This is a genomic window from Streptomyces speibonae (genome assembly GCF_984686075.1).
Window position 1 is genome coordinate 6,764,334 of record NZ_OZ480260.1, and the last position, 19,339, is coordinate 6,783,672.

Annotated in this window: 23 protein-coding genes and 1 tRNA gene; 12 read left to right on the top strand and 12 right to left on the bottom strand. The window is 72.0% G+C overall.

Annotated features, from left to right (window positions below):
- Nucleotides 1-400 precede the first annotated feature (400 nt).
- Nucleotides 401-1,651, bottom strand: a complete 1,251-nt coding sequence (locus tag AC5L3C_RS30445; protein ID WP_493652195.1) for an exo-beta-N-acetylmuramidase NamZ family protein — start codon at nucleotides 1,649-1,651, stop codon at nucleotides 401-403.
- Nucleotides 1,652-1,819: 168 nt separating this feature from the next.
- On the opposite strand from AC5L3C_RS30445, the gene AC5L3C_RS30450 reads away from it, so the two are divergent.
- Together AC5L3C_RS30450 and AC5L3C_RS30455 are read left to right on the top strand one after the other, a co-directional pair.
- Nucleotides 1,820-2,593, top strand: coding sequence for an SDR family oxidoreductase (locus tag AC5L3C_RS30450; RefSeq protein WP_493652196.1), 774 nt, complete (start codon nucleotides 1,820-1,822; stop codon nucleotides 2,591-2,593).
- A gap of 200 nt (nucleotides 2,594-2,793) precedes the next feature.
- Nucleotides 2,794-3,387: a TetR/AcrR family transcriptional regulator gene (locus AC5L3C_RS30455; RefSeq protein ID WP_125507833.1), complete on the top strand. Its 594-nt coding sequence runs from the start codon at nucleotides 2,794-2,796 to the stop codon at nucleotides 3,385-3,387.
- On the opposite strand, the gene AC5L3C_RS30460 is transcribed toward AC5L3C_RS30455, so the two are convergent.
- Nucleotides 3,326-3,577: a hypothetical protein gene (locus AC5L3C_RS30460; protein WP_493654091.1), complete on the bottom strand. Its 252-nt coding sequence runs from the start codon at nucleotides 3,575-3,577 to the stop codon at nucleotides 3,326-3,328. The genes AC5L3C_RS30455 and AC5L3C_RS30460 overlap by 62 nt on opposite strands.
- Between AC5L3C_RS30460 and AC5L3C_RS30465 the strand changes: the two genes are divergently transcribed.
- Nucleotides 3,498-3,659 (top strand): hypothetical protein, encoded by a 162-nt coding sequence (locus AC5L3C_RS30465; RefSeq protein ID WP_493654207.1) that lies wholly within the window; start codon nucleotides 3,498-3,500, stop codon nucleotides 3,657-3,659. The genes AC5L3C_RS30460 and AC5L3C_RS30465 overlap by 80 nt on opposite strands.
- Before the next feature lie 18 nt (nucleotides 3,660-3,677).
- On the opposite strand, the gene AC5L3C_RS30470 is transcribed toward AC5L3C_RS30465, so the two are convergent.
- A complete protein-coding gene (locus AC5L3C_RS30470) occupies nucleotides 3,678-4,928 on the bottom strand; it encodes an acyl-CoA dehydrogenase family protein (RefSeq protein WP_493652198.1) in 1,251 nt (416 codons plus the stop codon).
- Between the two features lie 6 nt (nucleotides 4,929-4,934).
- On the bottom strand, nucleotides 4,935-5,957 hold the full coding sequence (locus tag AC5L3C_RS30475; RefSeq protein WP_493652200.1) for a phosphotransferase family protein: 1,023 nt from the start codon (nucleotides 5,955-5,957) through the stop codon (nucleotides 4,935-4,937).
- 161 nt (nucleotides 5,958-6,118) lie between these two features.
- Here AC5L3C_RS30475 and AC5L3C_RS30480 point away from each other — a divergent pair, with 161 nt between their 5' ends.
- Nucleotides 6,119-7,048, top strand: coding sequence for an NADP-dependent oxidoreductase (locus tag AC5L3C_RS30480; protein ID WP_493652201.1), 930 nt, complete (start codon nucleotides 6,119-6,121; stop codon nucleotides 7,046-7,048).
- 168 nt (nucleotides 7,049-7,216) lie between these two features.
- Here AC5L3C_RS30480 and AC5L3C_RS30485 read toward each other — a convergent pair whose 3' ends face one another.
- From AC5L3C_RS30485 to AC5L3C_RS30495, 3 genes are all read right to left on the bottom strand, one after another.
- Complete coding sequence (locus tag AC5L3C_RS30485) at nucleotides 7,217-7,513, bottom strand: DUF202 domain-containing protein (protein WP_493652202.1); 297 nt, start codon at nucleotides 7,511-7,513, stop codon at nucleotides 7,217-7,219.
- A gap of 68 nt (nucleotides 7,514-7,581) precedes the next feature.
- Complete coding sequence (locus AC5L3C_RS30490; protein ID WP_493652203.1) at nucleotides 7,582-7,983, bottom strand: YidH family protein; 402 nt, start codon at nucleotides 7,981-7,983, stop codon at nucleotides 7,582-7,584.
- Nucleotides 7,980-8,576, bottom strand: a complete 597-nt coding sequence (locus tag AC5L3C_RS30495; protein WP_493652205.1) for an NUDIX domain-containing protein — start codon at nucleotides 8,574-8,576, stop codon at nucleotides 7,980-7,982. Before AC5L3C_RS30495 ends, AC5L3C_RS30490 begins: the two co-directional genes overlap by 4 nt.
- A 258-nt stretch (nucleotides 8,577-8,834) precedes the next feature.
- Between AC5L3C_RS30495 and AC5L3C_RS30500 the strand changes: the two genes are divergently transcribed.
- The 4 genes from AC5L3C_RS30500 to AC5L3C_RS30515 all read left to right on the top strand — a co-directional run bounded on the left by AC5L3C_RS30500 (nucleotide 8,835) and on the right by AC5L3C_RS30515 (nucleotide 12,923).
- Nucleotides 8,835-9,785 carry a hypothetical protein gene (locus AC5L3C_RS30500; RefSeq protein WP_493652207.1) on the top strand — a complete coding sequence of 317 codons (951 nt, stop codon included), beginning with the start codon at nucleotides 8,835-8,837 and terminating at the stop codon, nucleotides 9,783-9,785.
- A 67-nt stretch (nucleotides 9,786-9,852) separates the two neighbouring features.
- Nucleotides 9,853-11,394 carry an APC family permease gene (locus tag AC5L3C_RS30505; protein WP_493652209.1) on the top strand — a complete coding sequence of 514 codons (1,542 nt, stop codon included), beginning with the start codon at nucleotides 9,853-9,855 and terminating at the stop codon, nucleotides 11,392-11,394.
- 76 nt (nucleotides 11,395-11,470) lie between these two features.
- A complete protein-coding gene (locus tag AC5L3C_RS30510; protein ID WP_125507854.1) occupies nucleotides 11,471-12,226 on the top strand; it encodes a molybdopterin-dependent oxidoreductase in 756 nt (251 codons plus the stop codon).
- Nucleotides 12,210-12,923 carry a cytochrome b/b6 domain-containing protein gene (locus tag AC5L3C_RS30515; protein WP_493652211.1) on the top strand — a complete coding sequence of 238 codons (714 nt, stop codon included), beginning with the start codon at nucleotides 12,210-12,212 and terminating at the stop codon, nucleotides 12,921-12,923. Before AC5L3C_RS30510 ends, AC5L3C_RS30515 begins: the two co-directional genes overlap by 17 nt.
- Here the strand turns inward: AC5L3C_RS30515 and AC5L3C_RS30520 are convergent.
- Both AC5L3C_RS30520 and AC5L3C_RS30525 read right to left on the bottom strand, forming a co-directional pair.
- Nucleotides 12,916-14,313 carry a GntT/GntP/DsdX family permease gene (locus AC5L3C_RS30520; protein WP_493652213.1) on the bottom strand — a complete coding sequence of 466 codons (1,398 nt, stop codon included), beginning with the start codon at nucleotides 14,311-14,313 and terminating at the stop codon, nucleotides 12,916-12,918. The genes AC5L3C_RS30515 and AC5L3C_RS30520 overlap by 8 nt on opposite strands.
- 75 nt (nucleotides 14,314-14,388) lie before the next feature.
- Entirely contained in the window at nucleotides 14,389-14,907 is a 519-nt protein-coding gene (locus AC5L3C_RS30525; RefSeq protein WP_493652215.1) for a gluconokinase, read from the bottom strand.
- 137 nt (nucleotides 14,908-15,044) lie between these two features.
- Here AC5L3C_RS30525 and AC5L3C_RS30530 point away from each other — a divergent pair, with 137 nt between their 5' ends.
- On the top strand, nucleotides 15,045-15,755 hold the full coding sequence (locus AC5L3C_RS30530; RefSeq protein WP_493652217.1) for a FadR/GntR family transcriptional regulator: 711 nt from the start codon (nucleotides 15,045-15,047) through the stop codon (nucleotides 15,753-15,755).
- On the opposite strand, the gene AC5L3C_RS30535 is transcribed toward AC5L3C_RS30530, so the two are convergent.
- Both AC5L3C_RS30535 and AC5L3C_RS30540 read right to left on the bottom strand, forming a co-directional pair.
- Nucleotides 15,752-16,126 carry a YchJ family protein gene (locus AC5L3C_RS30535; protein WP_493652219.1) on the bottom strand — a complete coding sequence of 125 codons (375 nt, stop codon included), beginning with the start codon at nucleotides 16,124-16,126 and terminating at the stop codon, nucleotides 15,752-15,754. The genes AC5L3C_RS30530 and AC5L3C_RS30535 overlap by 4 nt on opposite strands.
- Nucleotides 16,127-16,189: 63 nt before the next feature.
- Nucleotides 16,190-16,274 (bottom strand) — tRNA-Leu (locus AC5L3C_RS30540).
- 199 nt (nucleotides 16,275-16,473) lie between these two features.
- Between AC5L3C_RS30540 and AC5L3C_RS30545 the strand changes: the two genes are divergently transcribed.
- The 3 genes from AC5L3C_RS30545 (at nucleotide 16,474) to AC5L3C_RS30555 (ending at nucleotide 19,054) form a co-directional block, all read left to right on the top strand.
- On the top strand, nucleotides 16,474-17,799 hold the full coding sequence (locus AC5L3C_RS30545; RefSeq protein WP_493652221.1) for a M20/M25/M40 family metallo-hydrolase: 1,326 nt from the start codon (nucleotides 16,474-16,476) through the stop codon (nucleotides 17,797-17,799).
- Nucleotides 17,800-17,951: 152 nt separating this feature from the next.
- The gene (chpH, locus tag AC5L3C_RS30550; RefSeq protein WP_125507868.1) at nucleotides 17,952-18,185 is read left to right on the top strand and encodes a chaplin ChpH; all 234 of its coding nucleotides are present in this window, start codon (nucleotides 17,952-17,954) and stop codon (nucleotides 18,183-18,185) included.
- Between the two features lie 167 nt (nucleotides 18,186-18,352).
- Nucleotides 18,353-19,054, top strand: a complete 702-nt coding sequence (locus AC5L3C_RS30555) for a chaplin (RefSeq protein WP_493652222.1) — start codon at nucleotides 18,353-18,355, stop codon at nucleotides 19,052-19,054.
- Between the two features lie 72 nt (nucleotides 19,055-19,126).
- On the opposite strand, the gene AC5L3C_RS30560 is transcribed toward AC5L3C_RS30555, so the two are convergent.
- Nucleotides 19,127-19,315, bottom strand: coding sequence for a DUF5703 family protein (locus AC5L3C_RS30560; protein WP_125507873.1), 189 nt, complete (start codon nucleotides 19,313-19,315; stop codon nucleotides 19,127-19,129).
- Nucleotides 19,316-19,339: the final 24 nt, after the last annotated feature.

Sequence of the window (19,339 nt, forward strand, 5' to 3'; positions counted from 1 at the left end):
GTTGTCCGGTCACTTCGGCGTCGTCGAACGGACGTCGCCGAATAGACGTATCGACACGCGAATCGGCTCCATCCTTTTTCCGATGGCCCCCATCAGCGGCCGCGGGGCCTCGCGAGCCAACTTCCCCGGTCCGTACTTCAGTTGTGGCAGCCCGCGGGGGTACCGGCGGTAACGCGCACCGTGTCCTCCACGGGGAGCGACCCTCCCCCGACAGCCTGAGAACTCCCCACGGGCTCCCCGGGTTCCTGAACAGGCGGTCGATATGCACACGCGTCCTCGATCCCACGCGCCCGGCGCTCCACCCCACTCCTCCCGTGACCGCATCACCGCAGGTCACAGCCCGATACGACAAGGCAGCGGATCGCCGTACGCGACCCGCCGCCCCTTCCTGCCGCCGTGCTCAGCGGTACAGCAGGTACGGCCGCCGCATCCTCCGGAACCCCGCCAGCTCCTTCTGCCAGCCGGCCACCACCTCGTCCGTGTCCGCCCCGGCGTCGATCATCGTGCGCACCAGCGTGGAGCCCGTGAGCTTGTCGATCCAGTGGTCCGGACGCCAGGCGAAACCGCTCCAGGACCGCTTCGCCGTGATCAGCAGATGGACGCCCGTCCGCACCGGATCGAAGGCCGTGCGGTCGTGCACATGCAGCTGCACGCCCCCGACCGTCTTCCCCTGGAACTTGGAGAACGTCGGCGTGAAGTACGCCTCCCGGAACCGCACGCCCGCCGGTGCCGAAGCGTTCGCCGCGGCGGCCCAGCGCCCGTCGATCCCCTCCGCGCCCAGCAGCTCGAACGGCCGGGTCGTCCCGCGCCCCTCCGACAGGTTCGTCCCCTCGAACAGACACGTCCCGGAGTACACCAGCGCCGTTTCCGGCGTCGGCATGTTGGGGCTCGGCGGCACCCACGGCAGCCCGGACGCGTCGTAGAAGTCCGACCGCCGCCACCCCGACATCCGCACGGTCGCCAGCGGCACCGGCGTCGTCAGGAACTCGCCGTTGAACAGCCGCGCCAGCTCCGCCACCGTCATCCCGTGCGCCTGCGAGATCGGCTGCCGCCCGACGAACGTCGCGAACTCCTTGTGCAGCACCGGACCCAGCGCCGCCCGCCCCGTCACCGGGTTCGGCCGGTCCAGCACCATGAACCGCTTGCCGGCGAGCGCGGCCGCCTCCATGCAGTCGAACAGCGTCCAGATGTACGTGTAGAACCGCGCGCCGACGTCCTGGATGTCGAAGATCACGGTGTCCACACCGGAGGCGGTGAAGATGTCGGCGAGCTCCTGACCGCTCTTCAGATACGTGTCGTAGACGGGCAGACCGGTCGCCGGGTCGTCGTAGCGGCCCTCGGAGCCGCCGGCCTGCGCGGTGCCCCGGAAACCGTGCTCGGGGCCGAACACGGCGATCAGGTCCACCCGGTCGTCGCCGTGCATCACGTCGACGATGTGCCGCACGTCCCGGGTGATGCCGGTGGGGTTGGTGACCACGCCCACGCGCCGGCCGTCGAGCGGCGCGTAGCCCTCCTCGGCGAGGCGTTCGAAGCCGGTGCGCAGCCTCCGGCCGCCGCCGTGCGTCGGCCCGGCCGTGGCCGCCGCCGGGGCGGCGGAGGCCGCGACCGCGGCCGTGGTGGTGGCGAGCAGTCCCCGTCTGGACAGCTTCATTCAGTGACCTCCGTGATCGCGGCGGGTGTCATGCCCACGCACGCTAGCGCGCGGGACCGCCCCGCGGAACGAACCCGACCGGCCTGCCTCGCAACGCCCCTTCCACCACGCATACCGACCGGTTAGTCTGTCCTGCGGAAGTCGCTCGGAGCCGCGTCGGAGGAAGCCATGGTGCACACCCTGCAAGGTGCGAAGGTGGTCGTCACAGGAGCCGGGGCCGGCATCGGAGCCGCGCTCGCCCGCCGCTTCGCCGCCCAGGGGGCACGCGTCGTCGTCAACGATCTGGACGCCGGCCGTGCCAAGGCCGTCGCTGAGGAGATCGACGGCCTCGCGGTCCCGGGCGACGCCTCCGCGATCGTCACCGACGCCCGCGACGCGCTCGGCGGCACGGTCGACGTCTACTGCGCCAACGCCGGCGTCGCCGCTGGCAGCGGGGAGCCGGAAGACCCCCTCGACGAGCGGAGCTGGGCCCTGTCCTGGGACGTCAACGTCATGGCGCACGTCCGCGCGGCGCACGCGCTGCTCCCGGACTGGCTGGAGCGCGGCAGCGGCCGCTTCGTCTCCACCGTCTCCGCCGCCGGACTGCTCTCCATGGTCGGCGCCGCCCCCTACGCCGTCACCAAGCACGGCGCCTACGCCTTCGCCGAGTGGCTGTCGCTGACGTACCGCCACCGCGGGGTGAAGGTCCACGCGATCTGCCCGCAGGGCGTGCGCACCGACATGCTCGACGCCAGCGGCAGCGCGGGCGACCTGGTCCTCAGGCCGACCGCCGTCGAACCGGACGACGTGGCCGACGCCCTCTTCCGGGGCATCGAGGAGGACCGCTTCCTGATCCTCCCGCACCCCGAGGTCGCCGAGTACTACCAGACCCGCGCCACCGACCCCGACCGCTGGATCGCCGGCATGAACCGCATCCAGCGGCACTGGGAGACGGCCCGCTGACCCGCCCCGCCGCCCCGGATCCGACCCGGCTGTACCTGCCGGGCACCCCGGGGAGAGACTGACCGCCTGCGAGGATGCGCTGCGGGCGGGGATCCTGCCGGACCGGCCGGAGACGGTCAGTGGGAAGATCCTCGGTCGGGAAGAGCGTTTCCCGATCCACCACGACTCAGGACAGCGACACGGAAAGGCGGGTGGCGGCAGTGCCCAGGACAACGGACGGTGACGGGACGCCTGTGCCGCAGCGGCTCCTGGCCGCCGCCACCCGGCTCTTCGCCGAGCAGGGCTACGACCGCACCTCGGTGCAGGAGATCGTCGAGGCGGCCGGAGTCACCAAGGGGGCGCTGTACCACTACTTCGGCTCCAAGGACGATCTGCTGCACGAGGTGTACGCGCGCGTGCTGCGCCTCCAGCAGGAACGCCTGGACCACTTCGCGGACGCCGACGAACCCGTCGAGAAGCGGCTGCGCGACGCCGCGGCCGACGTCGTCGTCACCACGATCGAGAACCTCGACGACGCGTCGATCTTCTTCCGCTCCATGCATCACCTCAGCCCCGAGAAGAACAAGCAGGTGCGCGCCGAGCGCCGCCGCTACCACGAACGCTTCCGCGCGCTGATCGAGGAGGGACAGCGAGAGGGCGTCTTCTCCACGGCCACCCCGGCCGACCTCGTGGTCGACTACCACTTCGGCTCCGTGCACCACCTGTCCACCTGGTACCGCCCCGACGGCCCGCTCAGCCCGCAGGAAGTCGCCGACCATCTGGCGGACCTGCTGCTGCGGGCACTGCGACCGTGAGCCGCCCCCGGCCCATGAGGTGATCGAGCAGCGCGCCCGCCGCCGCGTTGCGCGGCCGTGCCCCGCGCCCGGCCAGCACCACCGTGCGCCCCGGATCCGGCTGCCGGACCGTGATGCACGGCAGCCCCGCCCGCTCACCGATCGGCCGGGGCACGAACGCCACCCCGATCCCGGCCCGCACCAGATCCACCAGCAGCCCCGCCTGGGTGACGTCGCAGGTGATCCTGCGCGCGCTGGCGCTGACGGACCACACACCGTTCGGCGGCTACTGAGGAGGACGACCGCCGTCGTCAGAGGTACCGCTTCAGCTCCCGGCGCGCCAGCGACCGCTGGTGCACCTCGTCGGGCCCGTCGGCGATCATCAGCGTGCGGGCACCGGCGTACAGCTCGGCCAGCGGGAAGTCCTGGCTGACCCCGCCCGCCCCGTACAGCTGGATCGCCCGGTCGAGGATCCCGACGACCGTACGCGGCGTGGCGATCTTGATGGCCTGGATCTCGGTGTGGGCGCCCCGGTTGCCGACCGTGTCCATCATCCAGGCCGTCTTCAGCACCAGCAGCCGCAGCTGCTCGACCGCCACGCGCGCGTCGGCGATCCAGTTCTGCACCACGCCCTGCTGGGCCAGCGCCTTGCCGAACGCGTCCCGGCCCACCGCCCGCCGGCACATCAGCTCGATGGCGCGCTCGGCCATGCCGATCAGCCGCATGCAGTGGTGGATCCGGCCGGGACCGAGCCGGGCCTGGGCGATGGCGAAGCCGCCGCCCTCCTCGCCGATCAGGTTCGACACCGGCACGCGCGCGTGGTCGAAGACCACCTCCGCGTGTCCGCCGTGGTAGTGGTCCTCGTAGCCGAAGACCCGCATCGCGCGCTCGACCGTGACACCCGGGGTGTCGCGCGGGACCAGCACCATGGACTGCTGGCGGCGGATGTCCGCCCCGTCCGGATCGGTCTTGCCCATCACGATGAAGATCCTGCAGTCCGGGTGCATCGCCCCGGAGATGTACCACTTGCGGCCGGTGACGACGTACTCTCCCCCACTCTCGGCTCCGCTCGAGCGGGAGGTGCCCCCCTCGTCCCGCTCGATGCGCGTGGTGATGTTGGTGGCGTCCGAGGAGGCCACCTCCGGTTCGGTCATCGCGAACGCCGACCGGATCTCACCCGCGAGCAGCGGCTGGAGCCACTGCTTCTTCTGCCGCTCGTCGCCGAACTGCGCCAGGACCTCCATGTTCCCGGTGTCGGGCGCCGCGCAGTTGGTGACCGTCGGCGCGATCTGCGGGGAGCGGCCCATGATCTCGGCGAGCGGGGCGTACTGCAGGTTGGTCAGCCCGGCGCCGTGCTCGGAGTCCGGCACGAACAGGTTCCACAGGCCCTGCCGACGGGCCTCGGCCTTCAGCTCCTCGACCACGGGGACACTCTCCCACGGCGAGGCCAGCCGCTCGCGCTGCTCGTGCGCGACCCGCTCGGCCGGGTACACGTACTCGTCCATGAAGGCGAGCAGCCTGCCGCGCAGCTCCTCGGTGCGCGCGTCGAACGCGAAGTCCATGTGCTCTCAGCCTTCCTGAAGAGTGGTCAGACCGTGCTCGATGAAGACCGGCACCAGATCGCCGATGCGGTCGAAGCCGCCCCCGACCGTCCGGCCCAGCGTGTAGCGGTAGTGGATGCCCTCGAGGATCACCGCGAGCTTGAACCAGGCGAACGCCGTGTACCAGGACACCCCGGAGACATCACGCCCCGACCGCGCGGCGTACCGCTCGACCAGCTCGGCGGGCGCGGGGTGCCCGGGGGCCTCGGCGGTCGTGGAGACGGGGGAGTCCGGCAGGCCCAGCGGCATGCTGTACATCACCAGCAGCCCGAGGTCGGTCAGCGGATCCCCGAGGGTGGACATCTCCCAGTCGAGGACGGCCTTGATCCCCTCGTCCTCGCCGATCAGCGCGTTGTCGAGGCGGTAGTCGCCGTGCACCACGGCGGGCGCGGGGGAGGGGGGCAGTCCGCGGCCGAGCGCGGCGTGCAGCTCGTCGATCCCGGCCAGCTCCCGGTTGCGGGAGGCGTCCAGCTGCTTGCCCCAGCGCCGCAGCTGCCGGTCCAGGAACCCCTCGGGCCGGCCGAAGTCCGCCAGCCCCACCTCGCCCGGCTCGACGGCGTGCAGCTCGACGAGCGTGTCCACCAGGTTCAGCACGGCGTCCCGGGTGCGCTCGGGGCCGAGCGGGGCGAGCTGGTCCGCCGTGCGGTACGGGGTGCCCTCGACGAACTCCATGACGTAGAAGGGCGCCCCGAGCACCTCCTCGTCCTCGCACAGCAGCACGGTGCGCGGTACCGGTACGGGGGTCGGATGCAGCGCGCTGATCACCCGGTGCTCGCGCTTCATGTCGTGCGCGGTGGCCAGGACATGGCCGAGCGGGGGACGCCGTACGACCCACCTGGAGGTGCCGTCGGTGACCGTGTACGTGAGGTTCGACCTGCCGCCCTCGATCAGCCGGCCGGTGAGCGGGCCGTTCACCAGACCAGGCCGCTCCCGTTCGAGCAGGCCGCGGAGCCGGTCGGGATCGAGTCCGGGCGGGTGGTCGGGGCTCATCGCGGCTCCTCGCGGCAGGGGACGGTGCCACCTATGATGCCGACCGGTCGGTATGTCGTCCAGAGCGGCGGCGAAACGTGATCGGGCCCACGATAGGCGCCCGCCCCCACCCCCGGGCGTCCGGCTTGCGAACCGGAAACGGGTCGTGGAGGGTCATTCGCATGAAGGCGATCAGTTACACACGGTACGGCGGCCCCGAGGTGCTCGGCGTCACGGAACTCGACGAGCCCAGGGTCGGCCCCGACTCGGTGCTGGTGAGGGTGCGGGCGGCGGCGGTCAACCCGGTGGACTGGAAGTGCCGTGAGGGCTACCTCGACTCCCTGCTGCGGCCCGTCTTCCCGGTCGTTCCCGGCTGGGACGTCTCCGGCGTGGTCGTCCGGACGGGGATCGCGGTCCCGGAGTTCTCCGCGGGTGACGAGGTGATCGGCTACGTGCGCCAGGACGTCCTGTCCGAGGGCACCTTCGCCGAGTACGTGGCCGCGCCGGTGCGTACGCTCGCACGCAAGCCGCGCAACCTGTCCTTCGAGGAGGCGGCCGGCCTCCCCCTCGCCGGTCTCACCGCGTACCAGGCGCTGCACCGGGTCCTCGAGGCCAAGCGCGGCGAGACCGTCCTGGTGCACGCGGCGGCCGGCGGGGTCGGCTCCATCGCCGTCCAGCTCGCCGCCCACCTCGGAGCCCGGGTCATCGGCACGGCGAGCGAGCGCAACCACGACTTCGTCCGGGGCCTGGGCGCGGAGCCGGTGAGCTACGGCGAGGGCCTCGCGGAACGGGTGCGCGGGCTGGCCCCCGAGGGGGTGGACGCCGTGCTCGACACGGTCGGCGGGGACGCCCTGAAGGCCTCCGCGACCCTCCTCACCCCGGACGGCCGCCTGGTCTCGATCACCGACCCCGAGGTGCTGTCCTACGGCGGTCAGTACTGGTTCGTCCGCCCGGACCCCCAGGACCTGGCCCACCTGTCCGACCTGGCGGAACAGGGCGCGGTGACGGTCCACGTCTCGGAAACCTTCCCCCTGGAACGCACCCCGGACGCCCACCGCCTGAACCAGGAGGGCCGCACCAGGGGCAAGATCGTGGTCACCCTTCCCGACTGACCAGCCCGGATGACTGACCGGCCCGCCCGGACGATTCAGTCCGTCTGGGGGTACCCCCTTTGGGGGAGTTTGAGGACGAGGCCCGAAGGGCCGACAAGGGGGTCCGGGGGCAGTGCCCCCGGGGACGGGACGGGAAAGGGCGACGGGGGCGAAACACTGCCTGCGGCCTCACCCCCGCACCACCGGCCACACCCCACACACCACCGTCGCCACCACACACGCCACCGCGGTCACCGCATGCCGATGCTCCAGCGTCTCCGGCACCCGCGTCCCCTCCAGCCCCCGGATCCGCCGATGGGCGATCATCCAGAACCCCACCCAGCAGGCGGCGAACACCACCCCCGCCGCCACCACGACCCCCACCGCACCCCCACTCCCCAGCAGCGCCTTCCCGGCCAGCACGGCCACCACCGTGCTCGACAGCGTCGTACGCCGCCACGCCAGCCGGGTCCGCTCCGACTGCAACCCGGGATCCCGCTCGGGCTGCGGGGCTCCGTCCCCCGAAGACGCGGCCCCCGGGGATCCCGCCCCGCTCACCTCTGCCACCCCTCCAACCCCACCAGCACCACCACGATCATCGCCGCGGCCACCACCGACACCACCACACTCAGCACCGCCGGGAACCGTGACACCGGCAGATCCTCACCGCGCCGCATGGCCCGCTCGCACCGCACCCAGTGGTTGACGGCCCGCAGCGCGCACAGCGCCCCGGCGCTGAGCAGCGCCAGCGCCAGCCCCACCCGCCAGCCCCACCGCAGATCCGGCAGGAACTGGTCCAGGGCGAACCCGCCGCCGACCAGCGCGAGGGCGGTCCGCAGCCAGGCGAGGAAGGTGCGCTCGTTGGCCAGCGAGAACCGGTAGTCGGGCGTGTCGCCCTCCTCCCGCATCGCCGCGGGCGCGAACCACAACCGGACGTTCCGCACATACTCGATCACGTCGGCGACCCTACCGACGGCTCCGCCGAACCCGAACCCCCGGGGCCGTCCGCGCCTCCGGGACCACCCGGCCCGCCCTTCCCCGACCGCCACGCCCTGAGCCGCTCGTACGCCGCCAGCCCGTCCGGCACCCACTCCCACTCACCCTCGGCGAGGCGCCGCTCCACCTCGGCCCGGGGCAGGAAGGCGTGCCACGCCACCTCCTCGGCCTGCGGCCGCACCGGCAGCTCGCAGCGCACCTCGTACACCGCCGACCACCAGGTCCGGCCCGCCCCGTCGTCGTACAGGAACTTGAAGAGGTACTCGGGGCGGGGGAGTCCGCTCACGCCCAGCTCCTCCTCGGCCTCCCGCAGGGCCGCCTCGGCGTAGTCCTCGCCCGCGCCGACCACGCCGCCGACGAACATGTCGTACAGGGACGGGAAGACCAGCTTGCCCGGCGTCCGGCGGTGGACGAAGATCCGCCCCTCGGCGTCCCGGGCGAGGACGAAGGCGCAGCGGTGGCGCAGGCCCCGCGCGTAGGCCTCGCCGCGGGGCGACCGCCCGACCACCCGGTCGTTCTCGTCGACGATGTCGATGATCTCGTCAGCACTCATACGGCCATCCAAGCAGCGCGCCCGGCCCCGCACAGCGCCCCGCACCGCGCCACGCTCCGAGCCCGGCCCCGCGAGTCCGACAAGTTGCCTGTTCGTGACCGCGGTTGACGCGTGTAACAACCCGGTTGCCCTTGACGTGATCCGTTGGCTGGCGGTTTGCTGTCTGTGATCAGCTCATGGCACACGGCAGTCGACCACTGTCGTACCGACCGCCCGCCGTGAGCGAAGCATAAGAAGAGCGCGTGAGGAAGTCCCGCGGTGTCCCCACCCCCGCCTCCCCTCGGCCGTGCCCGCAAGCGCGGGGCACAGGCCTTCGACGAGGCCCTTGACGACGCCGAACTCGTCGCCGCACGCGCCGCGTTGGCGCAGGGTCGGTGGCAGAACACCCGTTCGCTGCTGGTGCAGACCGGGGACGACTGGGACCGCCGGGGCCACCGGGTCACGGTGCTCGCGCGGGAGACGCACACGGCCGCCTGGGCGCGCGAGTGGCTGCTCGCCGAGCCCGGCTCCGGTGACGCCTCCGTGCTGCTGGCTCTGGCCCAGGTGCGCCGTGCGCTGCGCGGCAAGGAGAAGACGGCCCGCGTGCGCGAGAGCTGCCTCAAGGCCGCGGAGTTGCTGCCCGCCGACCCCACTCCCTGGCTCGGTCTGCTGCTCCTGGAATGCTCCCTGGGCGCGGAGGGGGACGTGGTCCGCGTCTTCGAGCAGGTCCGCACCCGGTACGCGGACCACCACCACGCCCACCACCTGGTGGTCGCCTGGCTCGCGGAGCGACGCGTGGAGGCGGGCCCGGACCCGCTGCACGAGGTGTACGACTTCGCCAACTGGGCCGCCGAACAGGCGCCCGCCGACTCGCCGCTGGCGATCCTGCCGGTCATCGCGCACGCCGAGCGCTACCGCACCCTGGCCGCCGCGGGGCACGAGCCCGCCGACCCGGTCGCCTCCGGCCACTGGGTGGGCCGCCGTGCCCGGCAGGTGATGAAGGCCGCCTTCGACTGGTGGCTGGAGTGGGAGCGCGAAGACCACCCGCGCCGGCTCGTCGACCTCAACTTCCTCGCCCACGCCAAGGTGTGCGAGGGCCGGAGCGCCGAGGCCGCCGCCCTCTTCCACCGCATCGGCGACCACGCCACCCCCGCCCCCTGGTCCTATCCGGAACGTGACGCCATGACCGCCTTCCGCGCCGCCCGAGCCGCCGCCCTGGGCACGGCCTGACCCCAGCCCCCACCCCCCCCCCCCCCCGCGCACCCGCCAACACCCCCGACCCGAGGACGGTCTCGAGATGACGACGGACAGTTCGAGAACCAGCAGAGCCGCCGCAGACGGCATCAGTACGTTCAAGGGGCAGGAACGCGCGTTGCGCGCCGACCGCCTCGGCACGGGGGGCCTGCTGCTCTCCGTACTCGCCGCGACCGCCCCGCTCATGGTGGTGGCCGGTGTCATGCCCACCACATTCGCGGTGATGGGCATCGTCGGCCAGCCGCTGCTCTTCGTGGTCCTCGGCCTCGTGCTGGTCCTCTTCAGCCTCGGCTACGCCGAGATGAGCCGGCACGTCCACAACGCCGGCGCCTTCTACGCCTACATCTCCCGCGGACTCGGCGGCACCGCCGGCGCGGGCGCCGCCCTGGTCGCCCTCGTCGCCTACAACTCCCTCCAGGTCGGCATCTACGGCATCTTCGGCTTCGAGGTCTCCAGCCTCTTCGCCACCTACGCCGACCTCGAGGTCGCCTGGTGGATACCCTCGCTGGTGGCCGTGCTGGCCGTCGGCGCGCTGGGCTGGCTGAAGATCGACGTCAACGCGCGCGTCCTCGGCGTCCTGCTGGTCATCGAGGTGCTGCTGGTCGTCGTCTTCGACGTCGCCGCCATCGCCGACCCCGGCAGGGAGGGCCTCTCGCTGCACGCCTTCAACCCGGACACCCTCACCGGCGCCGGCGTCGGCACCGCCCTGTGCTTCTGCATCGCCGCCTTCCTCGGCTTCGAACAGGCCCCCGTCTACGCCGAGGAGACCAGCAAGCCGCACGAGGTCGTGCCGCGCGTGATGTTCCTCGCCGTCACCGGGGTCGCCGTCTTCTTCGCCATCAGCAGCTGGGCGCTCACCGTCGCCACCGGCCCCTCCGGCATCATCGCCACCTCCCAGGAGCAGAGCGCGGGCCTGCTGTTCTTCCTCACCGAGGACCGGCTCGGCACCGCCTTCACCGACGTCCTGCACATCCTCTTCGTGACCGGCATGTTCGCGGCGATGCTCAGCTTCCACAACGTCGTCGCCCGGTACGCCTTCGCCATGGGCCGTGAGGGCCTGCTGCCCGCCGCCTTCGGCCGTACCACCGGCACCAGCGGCGCCCCCGGCACCGGCTCCCTGCTCCAGACCGGCATCGCCACCGTGCTGGTGCTCGCCTTCGCCCTCACCGACGACAAGCCCACCGGCGACCCGACCGCGCCGGTGCTGCGCCTGTTCACCTGGGGCGGCAACATCGGCGCGCTCGGCGTGATCGTCCTGATGGCCATCGCCTCCCTGTCCGTCGTGGTCTTCTTCGTCCGGCGCGGCGCCGCCGGCGCGCAGGCCTGGCGGCTGGTCACGTCGAGCATCGCCGGCCTCGCTCTGGTGGTGATCGCCGGCTACACGGTCAAGGACTTCGACGTGCTGGTCGGGGCCGGACCCGACTCCGCCCTGAGCTGGATCCTGCCCGGCGTCATCGGCCTCGCCCTCGTCGTCGGCCTGATCCACGGCGCCGTGCTGCGCTCCCGCGCCCCGGAGACGCACGCCCGCATCGGGCTCGGCAACGAGGCGTTCCAACTCGACCAGGAGGCCGAGCGCGGCGCGTAGGAGGCGGTGGTTACGGAACTCTGACGGGCACCCGCGATCCCTGGCACGGCCGGGGCGCGGGTGCTCGAATGGAGGGGTGAATCCCCAACAGCCGCCGGAAGACGCCGAATCGCCGGACGGGACGGACACCCGGGGCAAGCCCGTCGGCCGCCGCGTCCTCCTCGGCACCCTCGGCCTGGGTGCCCTCGGCGTGGCCGGCGCGCCCACCCTCCAGCGCGGTCTGGAGTCCTTCCTCGCCGGAGCCGCGGGCAAGGACCCCACCGGCCTGACCGGACTGCTCCCCAACGGCGGCGGCTTCCGCTACTACTCGGTCACCTCCTCCGTCCCGAGGAAGAACGCCGACACCTACCGCCTCACCGTCGACGGCCTCGTCGACCGGCCCGCCGCCTACACCCTGGCCGAACTGAGGGCCCTGCCGCAGACCCGCATGGTCCGCGACGTCCAGTGCGTCACCGGCTGGCGGGTGCCGCGGACCCCGTTCGAGGGGGTGCGCCTGTCCCGGCTCCTGGACGCCGCGGGAGTGCGCCCCGGCGCCGGTGCCGTGCGCTTCACCTGCTTCGACGGCGCGTACTCCGAGAGCCTCACCCTCGACCAGGCCCGCCGCGCGGACGTCCTGGTCGCCCTGCGCATGCGGGACGAGGACCTCGGCCACGCGCACGGCGGCCCGGCCCGCCTCTACGTGGCCCCGATGTACTTCTACAAGTCCGCCAAGTGGCTCTCCGGCATCACCGTCACCGAGGACGTCGAACCCGGCTACTGGGAGGAGCGCGGCTACGACATCGACGCCTGGGTCGGCCGCTCGAACGGACGCGACGATGCCCCCACGACCTGACGCCCCGCCCGCCGCCACGGACGTACGGCGCTTCGGCCCCGTCCAGCGGTGGGTGCACCGCGCCACGGCCGCGCTGATGGGCGTCTGCGTGGCCACCGCCGCCTGCCTCTACGTCCCCCAGCTCGCGCAGCTCGTGGGCCGCCGGGCCCTCGTGGTCACCGTCCACGAGTGGTCCGGACTCGCCCTGCCGCTGCCGGTCCTCGCCGGCCTGGCGTCCCGGGCGTTCCGTGCCGACCTCGGCCGGCTCAACCGCTTCGCCCCGCACGACCGCACCTGGCTGCGGGCCGCCCTGCGCCGCGACGGGGGCCCCTGCGCCCGTCCGGCCGGGAAGTTCAACGCCGGCCAGAAGCTCTACGCGGCCTGGATCGCGGGCGCCACCCTGGTGATGCTGGGCACCGGCCTGCTGATGTGGTTCACCCGTCTCACCCCGCTGGTGTGGCGCACCAGCGCGACCTTCGTGCACGACTGGCTGGCGCTGACCATCGGCATCGTCCTCGCCGGGCACATCGGCATGGCCCTGGCCGACCCCGAGGCCCGCCGCGGTCTGCGCACCGGCTGGGTCGGCACGGCGTGGGCCGAGCGCGAACACCCCTTGTGGCGCCCCGGGCCGCCCCCGCACACGGACGGGCCCGCCCGCCCCCGGGCGGGGAGCGGACGGGCCGCGCGTGCCGCAGGCCGGACGGGACCGGCTAAATGATCAGCGACAGCAGCAGGACGAAGGCACCGGCCACCACCGAGATGATCGTCTCCATGATCGACCAGGTCTTGATCGTCTGACCGACGTTCAGCCCGAAGTACTCCTTCACCAGCCAGAAGCCGGCGTCGTTGACATGGCTGAAGAACAGCGAACCGGCACCGATCGCCAGCACCAGCAGCGCGGCGTGGGTGGTCGACATGTCGGCGGCCAGCGGCGCCACCAGACCGGCCGCGGACACGGTCGCCACGGTCGCCGACCCGGTCGCCAGCCGGATCGCCACCGCGATCAGCCAGGCCAGCAGCAGCGCCGGGATCGACCAGTCCTCGGAGATGTCCAGGATCATCTGGCCCACACCGGTGTCGATGAGCGTCTGCTTGAAACCGCCGCCCGCGCCGACGATCAGCAGGATGCCCGCGATGGGCGCGAGCCCCTTCTCGACCAGCGACGAGATGCGCTCCCGGCTGAACCCGGCGGGCACACCCAGCGTGAAGATGCCGACCAGCACGGCCGCGAGCAGCGCGATCAGCGGGGAACCGATCACGTCGAAGACGCGCTGCACGGAGTTCCCGGTGTCGTCGATGACGATGTCGACCAGCGCCTTGGCCAGCATCAGCACGACCGGCAGCAGGATCGTGGCCAGCGTCGGGCCGAAGCCGGGGCGCTTGTCGAGCTCCTCGGAGGGCCGCTGCGGGATCATCCGCTCGGGGGCCGGGACGTCCACCCAGCGGGCGGCGTACTTGGAGAACAGCGGACCGGCCACGACGACCGTCGGTATCGCGACGAGCACGCCCAGGGCCAGCGTCACACCGAGGTTGGCGCCGACGGCGTCGATCGCGACCAGCGGACCGGGGTGCGGCGGCACCAGCCCGTGCATCACGGACAGACCGGCGAGCGCGGGGATGCCGATGCGCATCAGGGAGTAGTTGCCGCGCTTGGCGACCATCAGCACCACGGGGATCAGCAGCACCACGCCGACCTCGAAGAACAGCGGCAGACCGATCACCGAGGCGATCAGCACCATCGCCCACGGCATGGTGCGGCCGTTGGCCCGCTCGAGGATGGTGTCGACGATCTGATCGGCGCCGCCGGAGTCGGCGAGCATCTTGCCGAGGATCGCGCCGAGGGCGATCAGCACGCCCACACCGGCGACGGTGGAACCGAGTCCGGCGCTGAAGCTGCCGATCACCTCGTCCAGCGGCGCCCCGGCGAACGCGCCGAGCGCCAGCGACCCGATGGTCAGCGACAGGAAGGCATGCAGCTTGAACTGGGTGATGAGCAGGACGATGACGGCGATGCCCGCCAGGACGGCGATGCCCAGCTGAGCGTGGCCGGCCGAGGTGATCGGCTCGGGTGCGTCCGCTGCCAGCATCTCGACGCTGAGTCTGGTCACGGTGGTTTCCCTTAAGTATGCGGGGGGTTGGGGAGAACCGGGGAGGTGGAGGCGCCCCGGGGGGTCCGGCCGGACCTACGAGGTGGGCTCGGGGAGGGCCTCGAGGGCGGCGGCCGCCCGGTCGGTGATCTCCTCGGGGCTGCCCGCCACGTCCACGGCGACCCCGGCCTCGTCCGGCTCCAGCGGCTGGAGCGTGGCGAACTGGGAGTCGAGCAGTGCCGTGGGCATGAAGTGACCCTGCCGGTGCGACATCCGGTCCTCGATGAGCGCGCGGTCACCGGTGAGGTGCACGAACACCACACCGGGTGCGGCGGCCCGCAGCCGGTCGCGGTACGACCGCTTCAGCGCCGAGCAGCTGACCACCCCGCCGTGCCCCGCCCGCTCGTGCGCCCACGCGCCGATGGCATCCAGCCACGGCCGGCGGTCGTCGTCGGTGAGCGGGGTGCCGGCCGTCATCTTGTCGATGTTGGCCTGCGGATGGAAGTCGTCGCCCTCGGCGTACGGCACGTCGGAACGGGCCGCGAGCAGGGGTCCGATGGTGGTCTTGCCGGTGCCTGCCACGCCCATGATCACGACGACTTTCGGGGTGTTCATCGCTGCCTCACTGTCCGCTGTCTTCGTCGACGCATGATGTCGACGGCAACTGAAGCTCATTAATAAGACAACTTCAAGGGTCTGTGACGTATAAGTCTGACTTTTTATCCGGGTGATCCGCCCCGTACGCTGAGTGCATGACCACCAAGGGCCGGGGGCTGCACGGCCGTGTCCTGGACACCCTCGGCCCCGAGATCACCGCCGGCACATACCCGCCCGGCAGCGTCCTGCGCACCGACGAGCTCGCCCAGCGCTTCGACGTGTCGCGCTCCGTGATGCGCGAGGTGGTCCGCGTCCTGGAGTCCATGCACCTCGTCGAGTCCCGGCGCCGCGTCGGCGTGACGGTCAGACCGGCCGTCGAGTGGAACGTGTACGACCCCCAGGTCATCCGCTGGCGGCTGGCCGGCGCCGACCGCCCCCGGCAACTGCGCTCGCTCACGGTGCTCCGTTCGGCGATCGAACCGGTCGCCGCGGGCCTCGCCGCCCGCAACGCCACGGCCGAGCAGTGCGCCGAACTCACCGAGTGCGCCCTCGGCATGGTCGCCCACTCACGAGGCCACAAGCTGGAGGGCTACCTCTTCCACGACGTGGCCTTCCACCGCGTGATCCTCAACGCCTCCGGCAACGAGATGTTCGCCCGTCTCGGCGACGTCGTCGCCGAGGTCCTGGCCGGCCGCACCCACCACGACGTGATGTTCGAGGACCCCGACCCGGCCGCCGTCACCCTGCACGTCCAGCTCGCCGAAGCGGTCCGCGAACGCGACGCCGCCCGCGCGGAACGCCTCACCCGCGACATCACCGAGGGCGCCCTCCACGAACTGGACATCCTCGCACCCAACGGACCCTAGTCGAGGAACTCCCCGTCCACGTACACCCACGCCCCGTCGACCCGCTCGAACCGGCTGCGCTCGTGCAGCGCACCGCCCCGGTAGGAGGCGCGGAAGGTCACCGTCCCGGTGGAGTGGAAGGCGGACCCGCCCTCACCGCCCAGGATCTCCAGCCCGGTCCACCGCGTCGACGGATCGAAGCCGACCCGCTCCGGCCGCGTCCGCGGATGCCAGGTCCGCAGCAGATACGCCCCGTGCCGCCGCACGAACGCGCAGTACCGCGACCGCATCAGCCGCTCGGCGGTGGGAGCGCCGGCGGCCCCCGCGTGGAAACGCCCGCAACAGGCCTCGTACGCCTCGGGCAGCCCGCAGGGGCAGGGACGAGCGGTCATGGTCACCTCCGCGACAACGCCGTGAGGGCCGCGACCTCGCGGTCGCGGCCCTCACGCTCCATGTGTCCGAGGGGGGACTTGAACCCCCACGCCCGATAAAGGGCACTAGCACCTCAAGCTAGCGCGTCTGCCATTCCGCCACCCGGACAAGGTGTCTGTCGCGCGGGTTTCCCCCCGCGGCGACGACGTAAACATTACCAGGTGTTCAGGGGTGGCCGATCAACCCGCCCGGCGGCGTGGTCGTCCGAACGGGGCAGGACCGGCCGGACCGGGTCTTGGGACCCGCCCGCGGGGGAGAGAGGATGAGGACAGCCACCAGCGGGAAGACCAGCAGCGGGAGGAAGCACGTGAGCCAGACGGACACGGCCAGGGGCGTCACCAGTGAGGACGAGGTCGTGGACCTCTGCCGCGAGCTGATCCGGATCGACACCAGCAACTACGGCGACCACTCCGGCCCCGGCGAGCGCAAGGCGGCCGAGTACGTCGCCGAGAAGCTCGCCGAGGTGGGCCTCGAACCGCAGATCTTCGAGTCCCACCCGGGCCGCGCCTCCACGGTCGCCCGGATCGAGGGCGAGGATCCGTCCCGGCCCGCCCTGCTCATCCACGGCCACACCGACGTCGTACCGGCCAACGCCGACGACTGGACGCACCACCCGTTCTCCGGGGAGATCGCCGACGGATGCGTGTGGGGGCGCGGGGCGGTCGACATGAAGGACATGGACGCCATGACCCTCGCGGTCGTCCGCGACCGGCTGCGCAGCGGACGCAAGCCCCCGCGCGACGTCGTCCTCGCCTTCCTCGCGGACGAGGAGGCCGGCGGCACCTACGGCGCCAAGCACCTGGTGCGCAAGCACCCCGAGCTGTTCGAGGGCGTCACCGAGGGGATCGGCGAGGTCGGCGGCTTCTCCTTCACCGTCAACGAGAAGCTGCGCCTCTACCTCGTCGAGACCGCCGAGAAGGGCATGCACTGGATGCGGCTCACCGTCGACGGCACCGCGGGCCACGGCTCGATGACCAACGACGACAACGCCATCACCGAGCTGTGCGAGGCCGTCGCCCGCCTCGGCCGCCACACGTGGCCGGTCAGGGTCACCAAGACCGTCCGCGCCTTCCTGGACGAGCTCTCCGACGCGCTCGGCACCGAGCTCGACCCGGAGAACATGGACGAGACCCTCGCCAAGCTCGGCGGTATCGCCCGCATGATCGGCACCACCCTGCGCAACTCGGCGGCGCCCACCCAGCTCGGCGCGGGCTACAAGGTCAACGTCATCCCCGGCCAGGCCACCGCACACGTCGACGGCCGGTTCCTGCCCGGCTACGAGGAGGAGTTCCTCGCCGACCTCGACCGCATCCTCGGCCCGCGGGTGCGGCGCGAGGACGTGCACGCCGACAAGGCCCTGGAGACCGGCTTCGACGGCCGGCTCGTCGACGCCATGCAGACCGCGCTGCGCGCCGAGGACCCCATCGCCCGGGCCGTGCCGTACATGCTCTCCGGCGGCACCGACGCCAAGTCCTTCGACGACCTCGGCATCCGCTGCTTCGGCTTCGCGCCGCTGCAACTGCCACCGGAGCTGGACTTCGCGGGCATGTTCCACGGCGTCGACGAGCGGGTCCCGGTGGACGGTCTGAAGTTCGGTGTACGGGTGCTCGACCGCTTCCTGGACGCCTCCTGAGCCGGTGACCCGGTGCATCCGATATTCGGGCAGGCGTACGGAGTCGACTGGGAAGGGTGAATGCGACCATAAGCTCGTAGCCTCATTACTTCCTCCTCGTTACCCGTGATGTGATCCGCGACTTTGGATCGCTTTGCCAACAAGGAGGAACAATGCTCAAGAAGGTCGTCGCTGTCGCGGCCGCCACCGGTGGTCTGGTTCTCGCGGGCGCGGGCATGGCCGCCGCCGACTCGGGCGCCCAGGGTGCCGCCGTGCACTCCCCGGGTGTCCTTTCCGGCAACGTCGTCCAGGCGCCGATTCACGTTCCCGTGAACGTCTGCGGCAACACGGTCTCCGTGATCGGGCTGCTGAACCCGGCCTTCGGCAACACCTGCGCCAACGTCTGACGTTGTGCCTCGCCCTCCGGGGCACGCCCGCTGAGGGCTCGAGCCGGTCGGCCCCGGAGCGCGCGCCATGCGCTCCGGGGCCGTCCGGTATCCGAAAACGTCGGAACACCGGGAATTCACCAGGAACGCCGATTCCCGGCACCAGGTCGAAGGCAGGGAATTCAGCAATGCGACAGGTCACCCGCAAGGGCCTGATGACCATGGCGGCCGCCACCGGTGTGCTCGCCGCCGCGGGCGGGACCGCCGCCCACGCGGACTCCGGTGCGACGGGCGCCGCCGTCGGCTCGCCCGGCGTGCTCTCCGGGAACACGGTGCAGGCGCCGGTGCACGCCCCGGTCAACGTCTGCGGCAACACCGTCAACGTCGCCGGTCTGCTCAACCCGTCCGTGGGCAACTTCTGCGCCAACAAGAGCGGGGCCCCCTCCCACGGACACGACAGGACCGGCGGCGCACAGGCCGACGGCCACACCGCCGACTCGCCCGGCGTGGGATCCGGCGACCACATCGAAGCCCCGGTCCATGTCCCGGTGAACGTCTGCGGCAACAGCGTCAATGTACTCGCGGCCGGCAACGCCACCGAGGGCAACGGCTGCGCGAACGGCGGCCCGGAGAAGCAGACGCCGGAACAGCCCGGCGGACCCGAGCAGCCGGAGTTCCCCGGCGACGACGAGCCGGACACCCCGGCCACGCCGGGCGAGGACACGCCGCGCGGCAACCAGCCGGACACCCACACCACCGGCCGGGCACAGGCCGACGCGGAGCTGGCGCAGACCGGCAGCGAACTGCCCCTGGGCCTCGCCCTGCCGGCCGGCGCGGGCGTGCTGCTCGCCGGCGCGGTCCTCTACCGCAAGGCCCGCAGCGCCGCGTGACACCGGGCACACGGAGGGGGCCCCGCGACCGCGGGGCCCCCTCCGTGTCTGATTCCGGTCGGGTCGCGCACCTCACCAGGTGGCGCGCACCTGGCGGATGATGCGCCGCCGCAGCCGCACCCTGCGGCTGCCGTCACGCATCAGCGTCAGGCGGTACAGCTCCCAGTGACCGTACTCTGCATGGTCCGTCAGCAGACGTGCCGTGTCCTTGCGGGAGACCCCGCGCGGCACGTACACGTCGACAAATTCGTATTCCGGCATCGCATCTATTGTGCGGGCCGGGCC